The 18,572-nt window shown below is 53.3% G+C and carries 22 protein-coding genes; 12 read left to right on the plus strand and 10 right to left on the minus strand.

What is annotated here, in order from left to right:
- The first annotated feature begins 56 nt into the window (after window positions 1–56).
- Together E3E37_RS03060 and E3E37_RS03065 are read left to right on the plus strand one after the other, a co-directional pair.
- Entirely contained in the window at window positions 57–1,304 is a 1,248-nt protein-coding gene (locus E3E37_RS03060) for an MFS transporter (RefSeq protein WP_167714728.1), read from the plus strand.
- Entirely contained in the window at window positions 1,301–2,545 is a 1,245-nt protein-coding gene (locus E3E37_RS03065) for an MFS transporter (RefSeq protein ID WP_167714731.1), read from the plus strand. Before E3E37_RS03060 ends, E3E37_RS03065 begins: the two co-directional genes overlap by 4 nt.
- Here E3E37_RS03065 and E3E37_RS03070 read toward each other — a convergent pair.
- Complete coding sequence (locus E3E37_RS03070) at window positions 2,538–3,053, minus strand: cob(I)yrinic acid a,c-diamide adenosyltransferase (protein WP_167715350.1); 516 nt, start codon at window positions 3,051–3,053, stop codon at window positions 2,538–2,540. The genes E3E37_RS03065 and E3E37_RS03070 overlap by 8 nt on opposite strands.
- 141 nt (window positions 3,054–3,194) lie before the next feature.
- On the opposite strand from E3E37_RS03070, the gene E3E37_RS03075 reads away from it, so the two are divergent.
- A complete protein-coding gene (locus tag E3E37_RS03075) occupies window positions 3,195–5,363 on the plus strand; it encodes a Gldg family protein (RefSeq protein WP_167715353.1) in 2,169 nt (722 codons plus the stop codon).
- A 48-nt stretch (window positions 5,364–5,411) separates the two neighbouring features.
- Here the strand turns inward: E3E37_RS03075 and E3E37_RS03080 are convergent, their stop codons facing one another.
- Together E3E37_RS03080 and E3E37_RS03085 are read right to left on the minus strand one after the other, a co-directional pair.
- Window positions 5,412–6,239 carry a translation initiation factor IF-2B subunit alpha gene (locus E3E37_RS03080; RefSeq protein ID WP_167715355.1) on the minus strand — a complete coding sequence of 276 codons (828 nt, stop codon included), beginning with the start codon at window positions 6,237–6,239 and terminating at the stop codon, window positions 5,412–5,414.
- A gap of 74 nt (window positions 6,240–6,313) precedes the next feature.
- A complete protein-coding gene (locus tag E3E37_RS03085; RefSeq protein WP_167715357.1) occupies window positions 6,314–7,072 on the minus strand; it encodes a molybdopterin-binding protein in 759 nt (252 codons plus the stop codon).
- Window positions 7,073–7,227: 155 nt separating this feature from the next.
- On the opposite strand from E3E37_RS03085, the gene E3E37_RS03090 reads away from it, so the two are divergent.
- Both E3E37_RS03090 and E3E37_RS03095 read left to right on the plus strand, forming a co-directional pair.
- On the plus strand, window positions 7,228–8,232 hold the full coding sequence (locus E3E37_RS03090) for a phosphorylating glyceraldehyde-3-phosphate dehydrogenase (RefSeq protein WP_167714733.1): 1,005 nt from the start codon (window positions 7,228–7,230) through the stop codon (window positions 8,230–8,232).
- Window positions 8,233–8,340: 108 nt separating this feature from the next.
- Window positions 8,341–9,342, plus strand: a complete 1,002-nt coding sequence (locus tag E3E37_RS03095) for a hypothetical protein (protein WP_167714735.1) — start codon at window positions 8,341–8,343, stop codon at window positions 9,340–9,342.
- On the opposite strand, the gene E3E37_RS03100 is transcribed toward E3E37_RS03095, so the two are convergent.
- Window positions 9,328–9,633: a DUF167 domain-containing protein gene (locus tag E3E37_RS03100; RefSeq protein ID WP_167714737.1), complete on the minus strand. Its 306-nt coding sequence runs from the start codon at window positions 9,631–9,633 to the stop codon at window positions 9,328–9,330. The two genes, E3E37_RS03095 and E3E37_RS03100, sit on opposite strands and share 15 nt — an antisense overlap.
- Before the next feature lie 2 nt (window positions 9,634–9,635).
- Window positions 9,636–10,142, minus strand: coding sequence for a DUF402 domain-containing protein (locus tag E3E37_RS03105; RefSeq protein WP_167714739.1), 507 nt, complete (start codon window positions 10,140–10,142; stop codon window positions 9,636–9,638).
- Between the two features lie 59 nt (window positions 10,143–10,201).
- On the opposite strand from E3E37_RS03105, the gene E3E37_RS03110 reads away from it, so the two are divergent.
- A complete protein-coding gene (locus E3E37_RS03110; RefSeq protein WP_167714741.1) occupies window positions 10,202–10,504 on the plus strand; it encodes a nucleotidyltransferase family protein in 303 nt (100 codons plus the stop codon).
- Entirely contained in the window at window positions 10,497–10,841 is a 345-nt protein-coding gene (locus E3E37_RS03115) for a DUF86 domain-containing protein (RefSeq protein ID WP_167714742.1), read from the plus strand. Before E3E37_RS03110 ends, E3E37_RS03115 begins: the two co-directional genes overlap by 8 nt.
- Before the next feature lie 2 nt (window positions 10,842–10,843).
- Here the strand turns inward: E3E37_RS03115 and glyS are convergent, their stop codons facing one another.
- Entirely contained in the window at window positions 10,844–12,556 is a 1,713-nt protein-coding gene (gene glyS / locus E3E37_RS03120) for a glycine--tRNA ligase (RefSeq protein WP_167714744.1), read from the minus strand.
- Between the two features lie 156 nt (window positions 12,557–12,712).
- Here glyS and E3E37_RS03125 point away from each other — a divergent pair, with 156 nt between their 5' ends.
- The 5 genes from E3E37_RS03125 (at window position 12,713) to E3E37_RS03145 (ending at window position 15,280) form a co-directional block, all read left to right on the plus strand.
- Window positions 12,713–12,943 carry an LSm family protein gene (locus E3E37_RS03125; protein ID WP_055428824.1) on the plus strand — a complete coding sequence of 77 codons (231 nt, stop codon included), beginning with the start codon at window positions 12,713–12,715 and terminating at the stop codon, window positions 12,941–12,943.
- Window positions 12,944–12,970: 27 nt separating this feature from the next.
- Window positions 12,971–13,159, plus strand: a complete 189-nt coding sequence (locus E3E37_RS03130) for a 50S ribosomal protein L37e (protein ID WP_088864586.1) — start codon at window positions 12,971–12,973, stop codon at window positions 13,157–13,159.
- Window positions 13,160–13,249: 90 nt separating this feature from the next.
- Window positions 13,250–14,620: an MATE family efflux transporter gene (locus E3E37_RS03135; protein WP_167714746.1), complete on the plus strand. Its 1,371-nt coding sequence runs from the start codon at window positions 13,250–13,252 to the stop codon at window positions 14,618–14,620.
- 47 nt (window positions 14,621–14,667) lie between these two features.
- Window positions 14,668–14,889, plus strand: coding sequence for a hypothetical protein (locus tag E3E37_RS03140; RefSeq protein WP_167714747.1), 222 nt, complete (start codon window positions 14,668–14,670; stop codon window positions 14,887–14,889).
- Window positions 14,876–15,280: a type II toxin-antitoxin system VapC family toxin gene (locus E3E37_RS03145; RefSeq protein WP_167714749.1), complete on the plus strand. Its 405-nt coding sequence runs from the start codon at window positions 14,876–14,878 to the stop codon at window positions 15,278–15,280. The genes E3E37_RS03140 and E3E37_RS03145 overlap by 14 nt, the downstream gene beginning before the upstream one ends.
- On the opposite strand, the gene E3E37_RS03150 is transcribed toward E3E37_RS03145, so the two are convergent.
- From E3E37_RS03150 to E3E37_RS03165, 4 genes are read right to left on the minus strand one after another with little or no spacing between them, the layout of a single operon-like run.
- Window positions 15,277–16,371: a VIT1/CCC1 transporter family protein gene (locus E3E37_RS03150; protein ID WP_167714751.1), complete on the minus strand. Its 1,095-nt coding sequence runs from the start codon at window positions 16,369–16,371 to the stop codon at window positions 15,277–15,279. The genes E3E37_RS03145 and E3E37_RS03150 overlap by 4 nt on opposite strands.
- A 48-nt stretch (window positions 16,372–16,419) precedes the next feature.
- Window positions 16,420–17,556, minus strand: coding sequence for a tRNA (guanine(10)-N(2))-dimethyltransferase (locus E3E37_RS03155; protein ID WP_167714754.1), 1,137 nt, complete (start codon window positions 17,554–17,556; stop codon window positions 16,420–16,422).
- Between the two features lie 33 nt (window positions 17,557–17,589).
- Window positions 17,590–17,856: a 50S ribosomal protein L35ae gene (locus tag E3E37_RS03160; RefSeq protein ID WP_167715359.1), complete on the minus strand. Its 267-nt coding sequence runs from the start codon at window positions 17,854–17,856 to the stop codon at window positions 17,590–17,592.
- 41 nt (window positions 17,857–17,897) lie between these two features.
- Window positions 17,898–18,566, minus strand: a complete 669-nt coding sequence (locus tag E3E37_RS03165; protein WP_167714756.1) for an HAD family hydrolase — start codon at window positions 18,564–18,566, stop codon at window positions 17,898–17,900.
- Between the last annotated feature and the right edge of the window lie 6 nt (window positions 18,567–18,572).

The following is an 18,572-nucleotide window of genomic DNA, read 5'->3' on the forward strand; positions in this document are numbered from 1 at the left end:
TTGATTCTTTAATTGCTTAATTCGGTAACCTGGGGGAGCAATGGGGGTTAGTGGAGATGTTCGAGAATTTCCGAAGGATGGGCCGGAACTTCTGGCTCTATACCGTGGGCAGGTGGATATCACAGGCAGGCTGGGTGATCCAGGACGTGGCGGTTCCGCTCTACGTCCTCGACCAGACCGGCAGCGGGGCGATGATGAGCCTCTTCATAATGGCAGAGCTGATTCCGCGGCTGCTCATCAACCCGATAGCCGGAGTAATCGGTGACCGCTACGACAGAAAGAAACTCATGTACGGCCTTGACATAGCTCGGGGAGTGCTTCTCTTCGCGGTTATCGCCTTCAACCTGCTCGGAATCTACCAGCTCCTGGCAGTCCAGATGGCGATGAGCGTTATGGGGGCGTTCTTCTCGGCCGGTATAGTCGGGATGTTCCCCGATCTGGTGGAAAAGGAGCATCTCGCCAGGGCCAACTCGATACTCCAGAGCGGCGGCCAGATATTGAGGATACTCGGTCCGATCCTTGGAGGGTTAATCTACGCCTTCGGGGGCATTAAGCTGGCTCTCCTGATAAACGCGGCCAGTTTCTTTGGCTCCGGCCTCTTCGAAATCCTGATCGAGTACCGCAGGGAAACGCAGGAGCTCTCAAGCATCCGCGAGGTCTGGGATGACATGCTCGACGGTTTCCGCTTTATCAGAGCTTCAAAAGACCTCATGGTGCTCGTGAGCTTCGGGGTTCTCCTCAACACCCTCCTCAACCCGGTGTTCGCGGTGGTTCTTCCCTACCTCGCCAGGGTTGAGCTCGGCCTCTCGGCAGTCCGCTTTGGCAGCGTCGAAACCGCCGCAACCCTCGGGGCTCTGGCCGGGAACATGCTCATTGCTCTGAAACTTGGTGAACGATCCGAGGACTTCCTTTTCAAAGCGCTCTTTGCCCAGCTCATCTGTTTAACGGGTCTGGCCTTTGTAACGCGCTCCGTTCTTGGGGAACTGGCTTATCCGGCCCTGCTGGGGATAATTGCCTTGACAGGACTCTTCAACACCCTGGTCAACATTCCCCTCTTCACGAAGCTCCAGAAGGCGGTTCCCGATGAGGTTCGTTCGCGATTTTTCACGGCGTTCGAGACGGTGATGATGGCGACGACACCGCTGGGAATGGCGCTGGTTGGGCCCCTCCTCGATGCCGCAGGAACCACCGTGATAATCCTTGCCCTCACCGTGCCGAGCGTCCTGATAACAGCGTATTATTACCTCCGCTTTAGGGAAACCGTCATAAACATCGGATTAGAAAACGTGGAGGTGGTGCCGTGAGCCTCAACAGAAACTTCTGGCTCTTCGCGATCGGCAGGTTCATAAGTCAGCTCGGCTGGGCGGTACAGGACGTTGCACTGCCCCTTTATGTCCTTGACCAGACCCACAGCGGCTCGATGATGACCGCTTTCATACTCGCCGAGATGATACCCGTTCTGATAATCATGCCATTTGCGGGGGTGGTGGGCGACCGCTACAACCGAAAGTGGCTTATGGTCGGCTTTGATCTTGCGAGGGGAGCCCTTCTCTTCGGCGTCATCGCGTTCGACCTCCTGGGCATCTACCAGCTCCTGGCGGTTCAGGTCGTCATGGCGGTCATGGGTGCCTTCTTCTCAGCCGGGACTGGCGCGATGTTCCCAGACCTTGTTCAACCTGACGAGCTTGAGAAGGCCAACTCCACGGTCTCGTCGTTCACCATACTCGCCCGTCTCGTCGGCCCTGCCCTCGGAGGGTTTATTTACGCCGTCGGAGGTATCAAACTGGCCATCCTCATCAACGCGGTCAGCTTCTTTGGCTCCGGCCTGTTCGAGATGCTAATAAGGTACGAGTGGCGTACAAGGGAGCTGGAAGGTTTCTCCCAGGTTATTGAGGACTTAAAAGAGGGCATCGGCTTTCTTCGCTCCAACAGATACCTTTCGACCCTTATGTTCTTCGCCCTCTTTATGATAGCCCTCGGTCAGCCCTTTGGGGCCGTGATCATGCCGTACTCCTACAGAGAAGTACTGAAGTTTTCAAGCTACCAGTTTGGACTGCTTGAGAGCGCTTTCATGGGAGGTGCCCTCCTTGGAAACAGCCTGATAGCGATTAAATTCGGAAAAAAGGCAGGGAGGTACCTTTTCCACACTCTCCTCCTGGACGGGGTGATGATACTCGCCTTCACGTGGGCGATAAGTCCCCTCTCCAGCCTGGGGAGAAACGAGGCGTTCTTTTTCCTCGCGGGGATAAACATCCTATGGGGCAGTATAGAGGCCTTCATAGACGTGCCCATCAATTCGAAGATACAGCGCGCGATACCGAGTGAGCTCAGGGGTAGGGTTATGTGTGCGATGGCCGTTCTAATGCACATCTCCAGCCCCCTCGGCCTGCTCGCCGTCGGGCCGCTCCTCGACAGATTCCCTGCCTGGGAGGTTACCATGGCCATCTGGGTGGGCATGGCGGTTGTCGTCGCCTATTTCTGGGCCAGATACAGGGAGGTTCTGCTCAGGGAAGAAAAGTTCGAGGAAAACGGGAGACTTACTTAACCTCCTTCAGTTTCCCCTCCCTCTTTTCTATTGCCCTCGCCATTACGAAGAGCAGGTCGCTGAGCCTGTTTAGATAGATGAGGGCATTATGGCCGAAGCCGTATTCAAGGACGAGCCTCGCGACGGCCCTCTCGGTTCTTCTGGCCACCGCCCGGCACACGTCAAGCTTCGCACTCGCCGGGGTCGAGCCCGGAAGAACGAAAGCCCTCAGTTGAATCTCTTCTTCATACTTATGAATAAGCTCCTCAAGCCACTTGACTTCCTCATCTCCGACCTTCGCGTACTTCCCCTTGCTGGCCAGCTCGGCCATCAGGTCGTAGAGCTGAACCTGTATTTTTTCGAGTACCTCAGACATCTCTCCCGGCACGTGGTGCTTGGCTTCCCCCAGAAAGCTGTCGAGTTCGTCTATGTTCCCGTTTGCCTCCATTATTGGCGAGTACTTTGCAACACGGTCCCCCGTGAAGAGGCCCGTTAATCCCTTATCCCCGGTTTTTGTGGTGATGGACATTTTAACCACCATCTTATCTGGGGATTGCAGGGTTTTTAGCCTTTGTGGAGCTTTAATGAACACTTTGGGTGATAACTGGGACGGGCAACTGGTGGAAAAACTTATTTATACATCAATGACCTTCTTTTTTGGGTGGTTCACATGAAGAAATCGGCGTTGATACTTGCACTGATTTTGGTTTTGAGCTTGATACCAGCATGGGCGATAAAGCCAGTACAAGCGCAGAGGACAATAATTCCAATTGCCGAAATTCAAGGGCACAACGATAGCTCCCCGTATGATGGGCAGATAGTAACCACCAGGGGTGTTGTGACTTTTGTGACTAAAAAAGGATTTTTCATACAAAATGGGACTGGCCCGTGGAGCGGTATCTACGTCTATGTAAGTGCTTGGGATTACTTGGATTCCGCACACGTTTATCCAGAGTATCTTGATAATACCCCCATACAGGTTGGCGATTTCGTAGAAGTTCAAGGCGAAGTAGATGAATACAATAAGCTCACTGAACTAGAAGTCTATTGGGATGGGACCTCAGTTGTTGGATACATTACCAAACTTGGAGAAGATAATGTCCCAGAGCCGGAGCTTCTCGCAACTGTGGAAACCATGCGGGAACAGTGGGAGAGTGTTCTTGTGAAGGTGGTTGATGCAAAAATAACAAATAGAATCGATGACGACCATGGAAATACAATCTTGCTAATTGACGATGGTAGTGGAGAAGCAAAGGTATTCTTTAAGGACGGGGCTCCGAAAGAACTTCAGGCGGGAGCAAAGTTCAAGTACCTGATAGGTGCTGTTAGTCAGCACAGAGACGACTATGAAATTATGCCCAAGAGCTGGGAACTCTACAATCCAGCTGTCAAAATAACAAATATTGAGTATTACTCGTTTATCAAGGATGCACCCTCAAAGGTCAAGGTTACTGTTTTCAACAATGGGACTAACTCGAGCAATGTGACTTTTACAGTCAAGCTAGATAATGCTGTTGTGTACTCTGAGGACTTCATCCTCCAGTCCGAGGAGACCAAGATTGTGAAGTTTTACGTGATTCCAACGAGTATTGGGGAACACGTCCTCACGATCATCACTGAAGAAAGTGAAAAAATCCTCACCATTAACGTCATTCCCAACCCCTACCAGCTCTCCTACGGCCTCACACCATACTACGAGAGGCTCTACAGCAAAGAAATGACGAACATAACCTCACTCTACGAGAACCTCACCTGGGTGGTCGGCAAGCTCCAGGCCTGCGGCGTTAACCTTGGAGACCTCGAGCCTAAGGTTCAGTGGATAAACAAGACTATGAGTGAGATAGAGAGGGAGTACTACCTCTACGACACCCTCAAGGGGCTTCTCGTCCAGCAGAATCCCTACCGGAGCGCGTACTACTATCCCGTTATGATGCACATCAGAAAGGCTGCCATGATGAGCAGGGACATCCTCAAGGAGATTGAGTCTGTGCTTCCTATACTCCAGAGCACCTACGAGCAGGTAAAGCCAATCTGCCACCCGCCGGCACCTGCACCAAGTAACGAGACCACACCCGGCAACGAAACCCCTGCAAACCAGACCAACGTCACACCCTCAACCAACGTCATCATCCGCGTAACCAGGGTTCTCATTGACGCCTCTCACGGTCAGTACTATGTCAAGAAAGTTGGCATCAGCAACTTGACAGACAAGATACAGAGCGAACTTGGCTGGGAGGTGGAGATAAACCGGCTCCCGCTTACTTATGACCATCTTAACAATTACGACATAGTAATACTTCTCAACCCGAAAGACGATTTCACTGAAGCCGAAATTTCAGGTATCCAGCAGTTCGTTGAGGAAGGAGGAGGACTCTTTATAGCGGGAGATTGGTACAAGTACCTCAATGCCGAAAGCCTCAACGCGGTAGTCGAAAAATATGGAATTAAATTCAATCCCGACGAGCTCATGGACGAGGAGAAGAACAGCGGAAGGCCGTACTACCCGTTCATAGGTCTCTACAACAGGGAACACCCGGCGATGAAGTTCGTTCCAGAGGATTGGACAATGTACTACAACGGCGACACTCTCGAGATAAGCGGAAGTGCTGTCTGGCTCATCAGGGGCTACGAGACCTCGTACTCGGTGGACAGCGAAGGAAATACAGTTTACGAGAAGGGCTCCAAGCCGGTAATAGCAGCCGCCGTTGAGATCGGTCAGGGGAGAATAGTTGCCTACGGTTCAAGCAAAGCCATAAGCGACGCCTATTATGGCAACTACATCAATACCAACTGGCCTTTCGTTAAGGGAGTCCTGCTCTGGCTAGCCCATCAGGAATGAGGACTTTCCTTTTCTCTCCCCTTTACGGGTTTTTTCATGTGCTTGATATCAGATTTCCTTCGGGGGCACCAGAATCCCAAACTCCGTTATTATGCCCCTCACGTAGCGCCAGGGCGTGATGTCAAAGAGGAAGTTCCTCACCCGATAGCCCTGCCGTGCATATGGCTTCTCGACTATTTCAACCTCATCCGAATTCAGCTCCGGGTGGAGCTTGAAGCTCTCGGCGGCGGCGTAGAAGGGAATGCCATTTTCATGGCAGGCGAGGGCGAGGGGGTAAGTTCCGGCCTTGTTCACCACCGCCCCATCGCGCGTAACGTTATCGGCGCCCACGAGCGCCAGTGTAGCCTGTCTGGTGAACAGACCAAGCTGAGCGTCGGTTATCACCTCAAACTGGACTCCAAGCGCATCGAGCTCTCTTGCAAGGGCAATACCTTCAAAGTCGGGGGCGCTCTCTGTCAGTATGACCCTAAAGCGTTTGCCCTTCTTCTTAGCGGCCTTGAAAATTTCAAGAACAGCGGACGAGAAGGAGTGCGTGATTACAACTTCATTTTCGTCTATCAGCTCGCTTCCGATGTTGCCTATCTCGCGCTTCGCCTCTTCGCCAAGGCGGATGAACTCCTCAGCCTTCGCTCTCACCAAGTCGGGGTTGCCCGTTACCGGTATGAACCTCGCGAGGTTGTAGAGTGAAGCCATCGTCCTGTTGACGGCTGGGATTTCCCTCTTCATGTCCCTCAGGGCTTCTTCAAGCTCGTCTCCCTCAAGAAGCTGTGAGAGAAGGGCGTAGGCTTCAGCTCCCCGCCTGGCCAGCCAGCTGGCACCCCTGATCCTTTCGGACCTCATCTCCTCAATGATTGATCGGACTTCGGGCGGAATCATTGGCAACACCACTCCGCGGGTCTTTCTGCACTCCGGACTCGGTTAGTTGGCGTTTTTACCTTATCATACTTTCGCTACCAGCCCTCCTCAAACCTAATTCCCCTGGACTCCATGAAGGCCTTCGCACGCTCTATCTCCCCCTCACTCTCGCCGAAGATTATTATCCCGATGTACTTCCCGAAACCCTTCGGCGATGAGTGTATCCTCACGCGGAACCTCTTGAGGGCCTCGATGAGCACCGGTGCGAGCTTGCTCTCATCTGTTATCTCCGCGAGGAGCTTCCTCTGGATGAATTTCCTCCCACCGAGCCGGGGGAGGACTTCCCTCTCAAGCATTGCCTTCATCTCGCGGGGCATCCCTGGGAGAACGAAGATCTTAACGCCCTCATGCTCGATGTAAGCTCCAGGGGCGGCTCCCTCGGTGTTTTCCAGAGGTTCGGCACCCTCCGGCAGATAGGCCATCTTCTTCCTCCCCTCGTTTAACTCAGGGTCGTCTATGAGGCCCTTCTCATACAGCTCCCTGTAAAAGGCCTTGATTCTCTCAAGGCACTCCTCACAGAGGACAAAGTCCTTTCCCAGGGCCTCTGCAACGGCAAGCATGGTTACATCGTCGTGGGTCGGCCCCAAGCCTCCAGAAATAATGAGAACCTCTGGCTTTCTCCCGAGGATTTCCCGAATGACACTCTTTATCTCCTCAACGTCGTCTCCAACAGTTGTCTTCCTCCTCACCCAGTAGCCCCGCTCGGTCAGCTTCTGGGCGATAAAGGCCGAATTGCTGTCCACGGTGTTCCCGGTAAGCAGTTCATCGCCTATCGTCAGTATCTCGGCAAACATCCTCACCACCGGAAGATTTTCGGCGAGGGAGCTTATAACTCCAGCGGAGGGGTTTTCCAGAAATCTGTCAAAAATCCCGCTTCAGAGACCACTTTTCACCACGAGTGAAAACAAGGCTTAAGTATTTCACGACCATAAAATTCTCCGGTGGTAGCATGAAGATGAAGGTTGGAGTTAACGGGTACGGAACGATAGGAAAGCGCGTCGCTTACGCCGTCACGAAGCAGGATGATATGAAACTCATCGGCGTCACCAAGACCAAGCCCGACTTTGAGGCCTACCGCGCGGCGGAGCTCGGAATTCCCGTCTATGCTGCCAGCGAGGAGTTCCTTCCGAGGTTCGAGAAGGCTGGCTTTGAAGTCGCGGGCACTTTGAGCGACCTCCTGGGCGAGGTCGATGTGATTGTCGATGCTACCCCCGGCGGTATGGGTGCCAAGAACAAGGCGGTTTATGAAAAGGCCGGCGTTAAGGCCGTTTTCCAGGGCGGTGAAAAGGCGAGCACCGCGGAGGTCTCCTTCGTGGCCCAGGCCAACTACGAGAAGGCCCTCGGCAAGGACTACGTTCGCGTTGTCTCCTGCAACACAACGGGTCTAACCAGAACCCTCAGCGCAATTCAGGGGTACATCGACTACGTCTACGCGGTGATGATTAGAAGAGCCGCCGATCCGAACGACGCCAAGCGCGGCCCGGTCAATGCCATAACGCCGAGCGTTACCGTTCCGTCCCACCACGGACCGGACGTCCAGACGGTGATCCCGATAAACATCGAGACCTCGGCTTTCGTCGTTCCGACGACGCTCATGCATGTACACAGCATAATGATCGAGCTGAAGAAGCCGATGGAGGCGAAGGACGTCGTTGATATCTTCGAGAACACCACGCGCGTTCTGCTCTTTGAGAAGGAGAAGGGCTTTGACAGCACGGCCCAGCTCATAGAGTTCGCCCGCGACCTGCACAGGGAGTGGAACAACCTGTATGAAATAGCGGTCTGGAAGGAAAGTATAAGCGTCCGCGGAAACAGGCTCTTCTACATACAGGCTGTCCACCAGGAGAGCGACGTGGTTCCTGAGAACATAGACGCGATAAGGGCCATGTTCGAGCTGGCCGAGAAGTGGGAGAGCATAAAGAAGACGAACGAGAGCCTGGGGATTTTGAAGTAATTTGAAGTAAGAGGTCTTTAAGTGTTCTAATTACTTCCATGATGTCTAAGTTAGTGTAGATATTCCAACGGAAAAAGTTTTAAGCTTTTTTCTATTACATTTATGTTGGTGAACGGCATGGAGATAGAGGGTTTGTATTTTAAGGTGGAGCCAATTAAAGATGCCATTAGACGTTTTGAAGAGAATGGGGAAGTTGCAGTTGACAAACATATAATATGTTCTGCGGTAAAGGAAGCATTATATGAGCCACTTAGAAATGAAACCAAGCTTAGGGAGCTTATAATAGACACTCAAAGTAGATATCAAAAAGAACTCCAGAATTTTGCAAGATTTTATGTGGAATTTGTTAATGAGTTGCCAAAGAATGAAACAATTGATCAATCTAATCAAGGAGACTTTCTAACTACTATTGACAAGTATTCCCAAAAGTTCGAAGAATTGTTTCCTTCGCTTCAAGATGCTTTCACTGAATTCAAAAAACTCTTAGACAACAAGCTCAAATCCTCTTTAACGGACATAGAAGTTAGGATTGCCCAGTCTATCAATGTAGGGAACGTCTCTCCAATATTGCTACTACGGTTAAACAGAGGTACATTACCCAATCCTGTTCCGCGGGAATCTCAAGAAGAGGGCAACAGTCCCTTGTACATATGTAGTGGGCCATTTACAGAATCATCTGATGGTATGGCGGGGGTATTTGCTCGACGGGAAATTAGGGTTTGGGTAACTAGCATGTCTAATTTTGTATCGTGGATTATTCTTTCAGAGTTTATCCAAAACAGTCCTCACTGGAAGATATACCTGACTACTAGCAGGTTATATAAGATCCTGAATAGAGAGGCAAACTATCTCACAATATCAACAAAGAAAGCTCTTAACTCATATAGCCACTACCTTAAGATTAACATATTTGCCGAAAGCTATAAGAAATGTATAGATAGGTTGCAGCTAACAAATTCTAGTGAACAGCTACAAGAACTGCTGAAAAATCTAGAGGAGTATGACCCAATTCTTTTAGTCGGGACTCAATTCACAATATGTAAAGTTAGAGCAGAAAAAGGATTTGATTTCGTTATAGTATTTCCGAGCCCTAACTCACGTTCTGAGTAGGGTGCTTTCTAGTTTTTCTTTCACTTCTTCTACATTCAATCCCCTAACTAGCAAATCCTTTTCCCTTCCTGTTTCCCCGCGGATTATCTTCACCTCCGCACCGAGGAGCTTCGAGAGGAACTTCACCAGCTCTCTGTTGGCCTTCCCGTCCACTGGTGGCGCCTTTATCTTCACCTTCAGCCTTCCGCGCCACTCATCCACGCCCTCGATCTCGTTCCTCTTCGCCTTCGGCTGGACGTACACGAGCAGAACCGTTCCGTCCCTGGTCTCCTTCACGAATTCGGCACCCATCTTCAGCCCTCCAGACCGTACTCCCAGACTATTTTCGGCGGAAACTCGCCGCGTTTAAGCCTTTCGAGTATCTCCCTCGCGACGGAATAGGCGAAGTCTAAGGTACCTTTGTCAATTACGCCGTAGTTGAGGGCCATCTCAAGCTCGTCCTCGTCGAGGAGGAAAGCCTCGCCGTTCGGAAAGACGAAGATGTCAAGGAAGAGGTCGAGCATCTCTATCGTGTTTCCTTCGCGCTTCGTGTAGGCCAGAACGTCGATGTAGAGGCCTTTGAACTCACCGTTTTCGTCGTAGACTTTCAGGATGTCGTAGTTCTCCCCGATGAAAGCGAAGTAGACCATCACGTAGCCGTTCCGTATTACCTCAACGCCGTTCACTTTGAGGGGAGCGAGCATGCCCTCGAACTTCGCCTTGGCAACGATGATGTTGCCCAAGTCAGCTACTATCTCATCCTCCCTCTCCAGCAAGCGGTTTGGAAGGCGGCGGTAGAGGAGGTGGATTCTCCGGCCCATTTCAACCGGAGATAACTCCTGCTGAACCTTTTTATACTTTCGTGTCGCACAAACGTATGATGGCGCGGGTTACCCTCCTAGACATCGAGAACACGCTCCGGGCCCACAAGGAAGAACTTAGGAAGCGCTTTGGGGTCAGTTCGATTGCCATCTTCGGCTCCTACGCCAGGGGAGAGCAGACCGAACTCAGCGACGTCGATATCCTCGTGGAGTTCGAGAGACCCATCGGGTGGGAGATAGTTGACTTGAAGGACTACCTCGAATCCCTGCTTGGGGTTGAGGTGGATCTTGTCACGAAGAACGCCGTCACGGGCAGAAAGAGGCTCTGGGAACACATAAGGAGGGAACTCGTTTATGTCTAAAAGGGATCCGTGTCTCTTCTTTGGGGACATCCTTGAGGCCATCGAACGGATTGAGGAATACACCGCGAATTACGAATTTGAAGACTTCGTAAGGGACAGGAAAACCGTTGATGCTGTTTTGAGGAATCTTGAAGTGATAGGTGAGGCCGCCAGGTATGTGCCGGAAGAAATAAAAGAGCAGCATGCGGATGTCCCCTGGAAGCGCATCATCGGGCTTAGAAACGTCGTCATTCATCACTACTTCGGTGTCGATTTGAATATCGTTTGGACGATAGTCCGTCTCCAGCTTCCAGACCTTAAGAAAAGTGTTGAAAAGATTGTGGAAGAACTGTGCTGAGCTCACTCCCCAAAAATCAGCTCCCTCAGCTTCTCCGGCAGCTCTTCAATCTTCACCCTCGTCTGCTCCCTCGTGTCGCGATCCCTTATCGTCACCGTGTTGTCCTCGGGCGTCTGGTTGTCTATCGTCACACAGTAGGGCGTTCCAATCTCATCGTAGCGCATGTAGCGCCTGCCGACGGTGTCCTTCTCGTCGTAGACCGCTATGAAACCGGCCTTCTGAAGGGTTCTGAAGACGTCGTAGGCTATGCTTTTGAGGGGCTCCTTGGCGACGAGCGGTAGAACTGCAACCTCGATCGGCGCCATGTCCTTCTTCAGCCTGAGGTACGTCCTGTCCTCCTCTATGACGAGGCTGTTCTCAAGGAGCAGGTAGAAGGGTCTGTCTATTCCAAAGCTCGGCTCAAGGACGTGGGGCACTATCTTCTCGCCCGTTATCTTCTCCTCGACCTCTCTGATTATGAAGTCATCCTTCTCCAGTTCGTAGCCCTCAATGGTTATCCTGCCGTCCCTCTCCAGCACCTCCACCAGGTTCCTGAGCTTCTCCTCGTCCCAGCTCTGGATCAGCTCGTTTATCCTCTTGGCGTCCTTCTTCAGCTTCGGTCCGACGCGCTTCATGTTGAGGCTCACTTTGAGGCGCTTGACTATCTTGGGCTCATCGTAATGGATGAGGACGGTCAGGTCAGCCCCGCTCATCTTCATGTGCTTGCTAAGGTCGTAGTCACCGCGGTAGGCTATGCCGACGCACTCAATCCAGCCAAAGCGCTCGCTGTGTATCTCGACGTCCCAGGTGTCGCTCGAGTAGTGTGCCCTCTCCTCGGGCAGCTGCTGGCGGAACCGTATGGCCTTCTCGGGGATGCCGATGTCCAGGAGCGTCCTCTTGACCATGACCATGTAGTAGGCGAAGAAGGTGTTCATCACGTAGCCCTTCTCAACGGCCTCTTCAGCGGTAAGCTCGACCATCCCGAGGTTCTTGAGCTGGTTTTCTATCGGGTAAAGGCGCAGAACCTCGTCCTTGACCTCGTCGAAGTGCGGATGAGCCGTTTCCTTCGGGTTGAAGAATATCTCTGCCTCCGCCTGCGTGAACTCCCTGAGGCGGAGCATGCCCTGTCTCGGCGAAATCTCGTTGCGGTAGGCCTTGCCGATCTGGAACACACCGAAAGGTAACTTGTTCCTGGCGAAAGCGTTGAGGCGCCTGAAGTTAACGAAGATGCCCTGGGCGGTTTCGGGCCTCAGGTAGCCCTTCTGGTCGCCATAGGGACCAATCTTGGTCTCGAACATTAGATTGAAGTACCAGACGTCGCTCAGCTCGCCGCCGCACTCCGGGCAACGGATGTCGTGCTCGCGGATGAGGTTTGTAAGGTGCTCCGCGCTCATTCCCTCGGTGTCTATGCCGAGGGCCTCCTCGACGAGGTGGTCTGCCCTGAAGCGCGCGCCGCATTTCTTACACTCAACCAGCGGGTCAACGAACTTGTCAACGTGACCGCTCGCTATGAAGACCTTCTCAGGAGTTATGTCGGGAGTTTCCAGCTCGAAGAAGCCCTCCCTCTGGAAGGCTTCCCTTATTTTCTGCTCTATCTTCCTCTTTATCGTCGCTCCGAGAGGACCGTAATCGTAGAAACCCCTCGCACCGCCGTAGATTTCAAAACTGCCCCAGGCAAAGCCTCTTCTCCTCATCAAATCCTGAAGAACCTCGTACTTGTCGGGCTTCTCTCCCATCACTCACCACCTGAAACTGGAGTAAGGCCATTTCATAAAAAGCTTTTGGGAGGAACGTTGTCCAACCGCCAAGTCCCGCGCCGAGGGGACGGAAAGAGTTATAAACCGTTTCCCTCGTTATCGTTACGAGCTTTGATTATTTGGAGGTGCGTGAAAATGGCGGAAAGACCACTTGATGTTATTCACAGGTCGCTCGATAAGGACGTGCTCGTGCTCCTGAAGAGGGGTTCCGAGTTCAGGGGCAGGCTCATCGGTTACGACATCCACCTGAACGTCGTCCTCGCCGATGCTGCCCTCATTCAGGACGGCGAGGTCGTTAAGAAGTACGGTAAAATCGTCATCAGGGGAGACAACGTTCTGGCCATTTCCCCTGTCGAGATTGAGTGAAGCTTAGCGAGTTAGTGGGGTGATACAATGGGAAGCGGGACTGCACCGAAGGGCAGGAGGAACCACACTCCAACTCACATTAAGTGCAGGCGCTGCGGAAGGCGCGCCTACAACGTCAAGAAGGGCTACTGCGCCGCTTGTGGCTTCGGCAGGAGCAGGCGCATGAGGAAGTACAGCTGGTCCCACAAGTGGAAGAAAAAGAGGAACCTCCTCTGAGCCCTTTTCTTTTCCTTTGATTTGAGCCTTCTCTGCACCGCAATCCTTATTAACTTCTACAGGCACTTCATCGTTTAGAGGGACGTCTTAATGATACACCTCAACGAAGACCAGCGAAGGCTCTGGAAGCTCGCCTGGCCGGCAATCATGGGCAACATATCCCAGACCCTTCTCAACCTAGTTGACATGATGATGGTCGGTCAGCTCGGTGCCCTGGCGGTGGCCGCAGTGGGCCTTGGGGGACAGGTGAGCTGGTTCATGATGCCAATAATGGCGGCCGTGGCTACCGGAACCCTCGCGCTGGTGGCCAGGTTCGTTGGAGCCAAAGACGATGTCAACGCGACCCTTGCACTGGAACAGAGCCTCTACCTCGCTTTCCTCCTGGGAATTCCCGTCATGTTCTTCGGATGGTTCTTGGGCGATGACATCCTCCGGATAATGGGGGCCAAACCGGACGTAATCGCTTTGGGCTACAAATATATCAAGGTTATCTTCGCCTTCTACCCGATACGGTTTGCCGGCTTCACGGCCTTTGCCGCTCTCAGGGGGGCGGGGGACACAAGAACGCCCATGAAGCTCGGCATCTTGATGAACGTCATCAACGCGACCTTTGACTACCTCCTCATCTTTGGAAAACTGGGCTTCCCTAAACTCGGACCGGTGGGTGCCGCCTGGGCCTCGGGGCTGGGTATAACGGTCTCTTTTCTCATCGGCCTCTACCTTCTCTGGAGCGGCAATCTCGTGCTCCGGTTTAAACCCAGCTGGAGCTTTCATCTCGACATGGCGAAGCGTATTCTGCGCATAGGCGTCCCCACGATGGTCGAGCGCGGTATATTCAGCTTCTACAACCTTCTGTACATGAGCATAGTTACCCGCTTCGGAACCCTTGCACTGGCGGCCCATCAGATAGGACTGCGCGTCGAGAGCATCGCGTACATGCCAGCGTTTGGCTTTAACGTCGCAACATCTGCCCTCGTTGGCCAGAGTCTCGGGGAGGGAAACCCTGAGAAGGCCGAGCGCACCGTTTATGAGGCCCTTAAGATGGTCGGGATTTTCATGGGGTTCATGGCGGCTATCCTGATAGTCTTCCCGCGCTACCTCGTCATGCCGTTCATAAGCCCGAACGACCCCAACTACGGCGAGGTTCTCCGCCTGGCGAGCATATACCTGATAATCGTTGGAATAAGTGAGATACCCCTCGGCTGGCTCTTCGTCCTCGGAGGTGCGTTGAGGGGAGCTGGCGATACAAAGACCCCGATGTACATCACCGCCACCAGCAAGCTCCTCTTCCGCATAGTTCCCGCTTACCTGCTCGGGTTTGGCTTCACGATAGGCCTGATACACTTCGAGGGCCTTGGGGTCATAGCGGCGTGGATAGCGATGAGCCTCGAAACCTTCACCACCGCGGCCCTCTTCTGGTGGGCGTTCAAGAGAGGAAAGTGGAAGTACGTAAAGGTGTGACGGTAACGTTTATATCTTCGTAATGCGTTCTTGTAAACGGTGGTTGTATGGCCGTGATAAGCGTTCGCGTCCCGGATGAGCTAAAGGAGAAGATGAAGAAGTACGACATCAACTGGAGCGAGGAGATACGGAGGTTCATAGAGCAAAAGATTAGAGATAAAGAAAAGGCAAAATTGCTCGACGAAATTGACTCCTTCCTCGAAAGCGTCCCCACGCTTGAAAGAGGGAAGGCCACAAAGCTTGTGAGGGATTCCCGTGATAGTAATTGACACATCTGCCCTCATAAAGTATCTCCTAAAAGAAGAGGGGTGGGAGACGGTTTCGGAATTCCTTAGAAAGAACGGAGATTTGGTCTCGCTGGAAATGGCACTGATTGAGGGTGCTAATGCCGTGTGGAAAAGGTACAACCTGTACAAGGATATATCCATTGAAACTGCCCAGAAAATACTAGACTATCTCCACGCCACCAAGGGTATAATACTGTACGAAAATCCGCTTCAATATCTCCCTGAGGGGGAGAAAATAGCCTTGGAGCACAAAATCACTGTTTATGACGCCCTCTACATAGCCCAGGCCCTCAAGTACGGCAGGCTCGCAACCAGCGATGAAAAGCAGGGAAAAACAGCGAAAAAGCTCGGCGTCGAGGTGTTCTATCTTTAAAGCGCCGAGACGTTGAAGAGGGCCTCCATAAGCCGGCCGAAGAGGTAGCTCAGGAACGCCGCCCCGAGGCCGGTCGCCACCATCTCCGCGACCTTCTTCCTGATGGAGATTCCCGAGAGAAGCGATATCAGGGTCGCCACTATCGCCAGTACGGAGCCGGCGAGGAGTATAGAGAACGGAAGCGCGGTTAGCGAGCTGGAGGCGAGGAAGTAGGGCGTGACCGGAAAGACCACGCCGAGAAGATAAGCAAGACCGGTGTAGATGGCCGCCCTTATCTCGTTCTCCTCCGCCTCGGGAAGGAGGAGCTGCATTATTGCCTCGCTGTTGTCTGCCAGTTCACTGGCAACCTCCCTTGCGACGTCCTCCGGCATGCCTCCTTCGACGAGCTTCTCCACCAGCTCTTCAGCGGCCCTCTCTGGGGAGACTCTGAAGAGAACCTCCATCCTATCGCGTATTGATTCCTTGATCTGCCTCTGAGAGCGGACTGAAACGAATGTTCCTATGGCCATCGAGAGCGCGCCGGCAACACCGACGATCAGGCCGCTGATTCCAACAAGCTGGGGGTTGTTCGGGTAAACCGCGGAGAGACCGGTGACGGCACCGAGTATCTCAACGAGACCGTCGTTCATGCCCAGAACCAAGTCGCGGGTGTTCTCGACGTGGAAGCGCTCCTTGCTCTCGTAGAAGAACTTCTCGTGCTCCAGCTCGTCGAGGATAACCTCTTTGATCTCCTCCATCTCTTCCTCGCTGAACCTGTCGGCGTAGGTGGTGAGATACTTGAAGTACTTCTGTATCGCACTGTTCTCGCCCATCTCAAGGAGAGAAGCTACCGAGCCTGGGCCGAGGAGCTTCCTCAGGAGCTTGACCGAGAAGACGGTCAGCCTCTTTACGGAAGGCTTTGGAACCTCACCGCCGTGTCGCTTTATGAAGTCGTGCCAGAACTTGGCGTGCTTTGATTCTATGTTCGAGAGCCTCAGAAATTCCTTCCTTATCTCCTCGTCCTTCTCTATCTTCGCCAGCTGGGCGTAGAGAACCGAGTCAGCGTACTCATCCCTGTAAAAGTCCCTTGCGAGCCTTATCATCTCGTCCATTCCCTCACCCCTCAATGGAGAACGGTGAAGTGGTTAAATGAATATCGGCTACTTCAGGGGCTTCATGGCCTCAAGCACAGCATCAAAGGGTGCGTCCGTTTTTATTGCAGTGGGAGAGAAGTGCGTCCTCGTCGCACGGTAGCCGATTTCACGGAGGGCCTCGATCACATCGGCGAGCTTCCCGACCTGAAGGCCGTTCCTCCTCGCGAGGGCGTGCGTGTCGTAGTGGAAGGGGAGGTCGAGTTCTTCGGCGAGGACTTCGAGAAACGGGAGGGTCTTTTTGTGGGCGAGGCCTTTCTCCCTGGCCAGGGTGAGCATCTCCTCAACGAATCCCTGCTCCTTGAGGGGACCAAGCCAGAGGGGGCCGTGTGCAGGTGTCCTCTCGGGGAGGAAACCCGTCTCGTACTCGAAGCGTCCGCTGGCTTCCTGCCTGAGGTAGCCAAGATTTGAAAGGCTCTCGTCGGCCTTCCTCGCACCGCTCCTGAGCCTTAAAAACGCTCTGAAGTAGTGGTCGCGGTAATATGCGAGGAGAACCTCGACGCCGAGGTCGTACTTCGCCGCGTATCTGACGACCGTCCCTATGAGAATCCTCAGCCCGGCCTCATGGCAGAGCTCGCCCCTTATCGGCTCCGCCAGATACTTCCTCCTGCAGGCCTGCCTGTAGGCGCCGCAGAGGACGCCGGTGTCTGTAGCTGTTACTGCCAGAACCCCCCGCCTTTTCACGCTCCTCAAGGCCGTGTCGAGGAACTCGACCGGCGAACCGAAGGGGTCCAAGTCCAGAAAGTCGAAGTAGCGGAACTTCTCGGCCATCAGCCTGTTGGCATCGTCGTGGTTGGCCACGATCGTTTTCTCGCCGCGAAAGACGAACCTCCTCTCGCTTATCTTCTCGCCCTCAACGCCGAGGTTTCTCCTGACGTTTTCCAGAATCAGGCTGAAGGCCTCTTCGCTTATGTCGTTCAGCCAGACCTCCCCCAATGGGGTCTCAAGGGCGTAACGAATGCCCCTTATCCCCGTCGCGGAGAGGGCATCAAGGACCCTTCCGGGCTTGAGCACGCTAACAGCTAGGACGCTTATGTCCCTGTTCAGGGCCATCACGGGGTTGTAGAAGACGGGGGCATCGTAAATCCTATCAGCCTTCGGGACAAGGATTCCTGCAAGACCCTCGCGCACCTCAACGAACTCCATTCTCTCACCGGAGAAATGAAAAGGTTGGGAGGTTTAAAGGATTTCGACGTAGTCGCCGAGTGCCTGTCCGGGCAGGCCAGGTTTGAAATAGGCCTTGACCTCGCCCCTGTTGCCATGAGCCCTGAGGATTTTGCCGTACATCTTCCTGCCGGTAGGGGTTCTCCAGACGACCTTCCTGCCTATGAGCCTTGAAGCCGCGTTCCTGTCGTCGATGCCGAGGGGCTTCAGAATCATGTGGTGGTTGTCTTGGTGCTCCTTGGTTCCGGCGTAGGCAAGGACGAGAGCCTTTCCCCTGGCCATCGCCCTCACCTCCACCGAAGGGGGTTCGCGGGGTGGAATTTTTAAGTTTTATCCCCTCCGGCGAACGCCGAGAGTCCCTCGTCTATCTCCAGAATCTCTCTGAGAGACTTGATTTTGAGGAAATTCTGTCTCTCGAACAGGAGCGCGACGTCGCTCTTGTATGGAGATGCTTTCTGGACGAGGAGGGTGTTTTCGTCGAGGATGTAGGTGAACCTGCTCGGACTGTCGTCCACCCAGACGAAGGGTTCATCCGGATAAAATTCTCTCAGGGTCTGGAACTTCTTGAGCATGTCCCTTGTGCCCCTGAATGTTATCACTTCATCGAACTCGTCGTACCAGTCCGTCTTCTTCATGAAGATTACCTTCCCGCCGGGATAGGTGTGCTCGCCGGAGAAGCTTATGACGCGCCTTCCCCGAGCCCTGAGCTCCCTAATAACTCTCCTCGCGTGGGGAAAGTCCTTGATGTATCTCGGCATGAGTTTGTAGTACTCGTGTATCGTGCCCTGGGCAACGAGCTCGTGGATGACGCCGAGATACTGATAGGTGAGCTTCCCCTTGATGAAGAGGAAGAGGGCCTTGTAGTAGTCATCGTAGAGGTCGCTCTCTATCACAGCAGGGATGGTCTTTTCGATGGCTATTCGGAGGGCCTTTTCAACTGCCTCTGTGCTGTCCACGAGGGTTCCATCGAAATCAAAGAGGTACGTCACCATGCCATT

It is taken from the genome of Thermococcus sp. ES12, assembly GCF_012027515.1.
GTDB lineage: Archaea > Methanobacteriota_B > Thermococci > Thermococcales > Thermococcaceae > Thermococcus > Thermococcus barossii.

Excerpts from the sequence above, each read along its gene's own strand:
- E3E37_RS03060 (WP_167714728.1), top strand. The coding sequence starts at position 57 with ATGTTCGAGAATTTCCGAAGGATGGGCCGGAACTTCTGGCTCTATACC.
- E3E37_RS03070 (WP_167715350.1), bottom strand. The coding sequence starts at position 3,053 with ATGTCCATCACCACAAAAACCGGGGATAAGGGATTAACGGGCCTCTTC.
- E3E37_RS03075 (WP_167715353.1), top strand. The coding sequence starts at position 3,195 with ATGAAGAAATCGGCGTTGATACTTGCACTGATTTTGGTTTTGAGCTTG.
- E3E37_RS03080 (WP_167715355.1), bottom strand. The coding sequence starts at position 6,239 with ATGATTCCGCCCGAAGTCCGATCAATCATTGAGGAGATGAGGTCCGAA.
- E3E37_RS03085 (WP_167715357.1), bottom strand. The coding sequence starts at position 7,072 with ATGTTTGCCGAGATACTGACGATAGGCGATGAACTGCTTACCGGGAAC.
- E3E37_RS03090 (WP_167714733.1), top strand. The coding sequence starts at position 7,228 with ATGAAGATGAAGGTTGGAGTTAACGGGTACGGAACGATAGGAAAGCGC.
- E3E37_RS03100 (WP_167714737.1), bottom strand. The coding sequence starts at position 9,633 with ATGGGTGCCGAATTCGTGAAGGAGACCAGGGACGGAACGGTTCTGCTC.
- E3E37_RS03105 (WP_167714739.1), bottom strand. The coding sequence starts at position 10,142 with ATGGGCCGGAGAATCCACCTCCTCTACCGCCGCCTTCCAAACCGCTTG.
- E3E37_RS03110 (WP_167714741.1), top strand. The coding sequence starts at position 10,202 with ATGGCGCGGGTTACCCTCCTAGACATCGAGAACACGCTCCGGGCCCAC.
- E3E37_RS03115 (WP_167714742.1), top strand. The coding sequence starts at position 10,497 with ATGTCTAAAAGGGATCCGTGTCTCTTCTTTGGGGACATCCTTGAGGCC.
- glyS (WP_167714744.1), bottom strand. The coding sequence starts at position 12,556 with ATGGGAGAGAAGCCCGACAAGTACGAGGTTCTTCAGGATTTGATGAGG.
- E3E37_RS03125 (WP_055428824.1), top strand. The coding sequence starts at position 12,713 with ATGGCGGAAAGACCACTTGATGTTATTCACAGGTCGCTCGATAAGGAC.
- E3E37_RS03130 (WP_088864586.1), top strand. The coding sequence starts at position 12,971 with ATGGGAAGCGGGACTGCACCGAAGGGCAGGAGGAACCACACTCCAACT.
- E3E37_RS03135 (WP_167714746.1), top strand. The coding sequence starts at position 13,250 with ATGATACACCTCAACGAAGACCAGCGAAGGCTCTGGAAGCTCGCCTGG.
- E3E37_RS03140 (WP_167714747.1), top strand. The coding sequence starts at position 14,668 with ATGGCCGTGATAAGCGTTCGCGTCCCGGATGAGCTAAAGGAGAAGATG.
- E3E37_RS03150 (WP_167714751.1), bottom strand. The coding sequence starts at position 16,371 with ATGGACGAGATGATAAGGCTCGCAAGGGACTTTTACAGGGATGAGTAC.
- E3E37_RS03155 (WP_167714754.1), bottom strand. The coding sequence starts at position 17,556 with ATGGAGTTCGTTGAGGTGCGCGAGGGTCTTGCAGGAATCCTTGTCCCG.
- E3E37_RS03160 (WP_167715359.1), bottom strand. The coding sequence starts at position 17,856 with ATGGCCAGGGGAAAGGCTCTCGTCCTTGCCTACGCCGGAACCAAGGAG.
- E3E37_RS03165 (WP_167714756.1), bottom strand. The coding sequence starts at position 18,566 with ATGGTGACGTACCTCTTTGATTTCGATGGAACCCTCGTGGACAGCACA.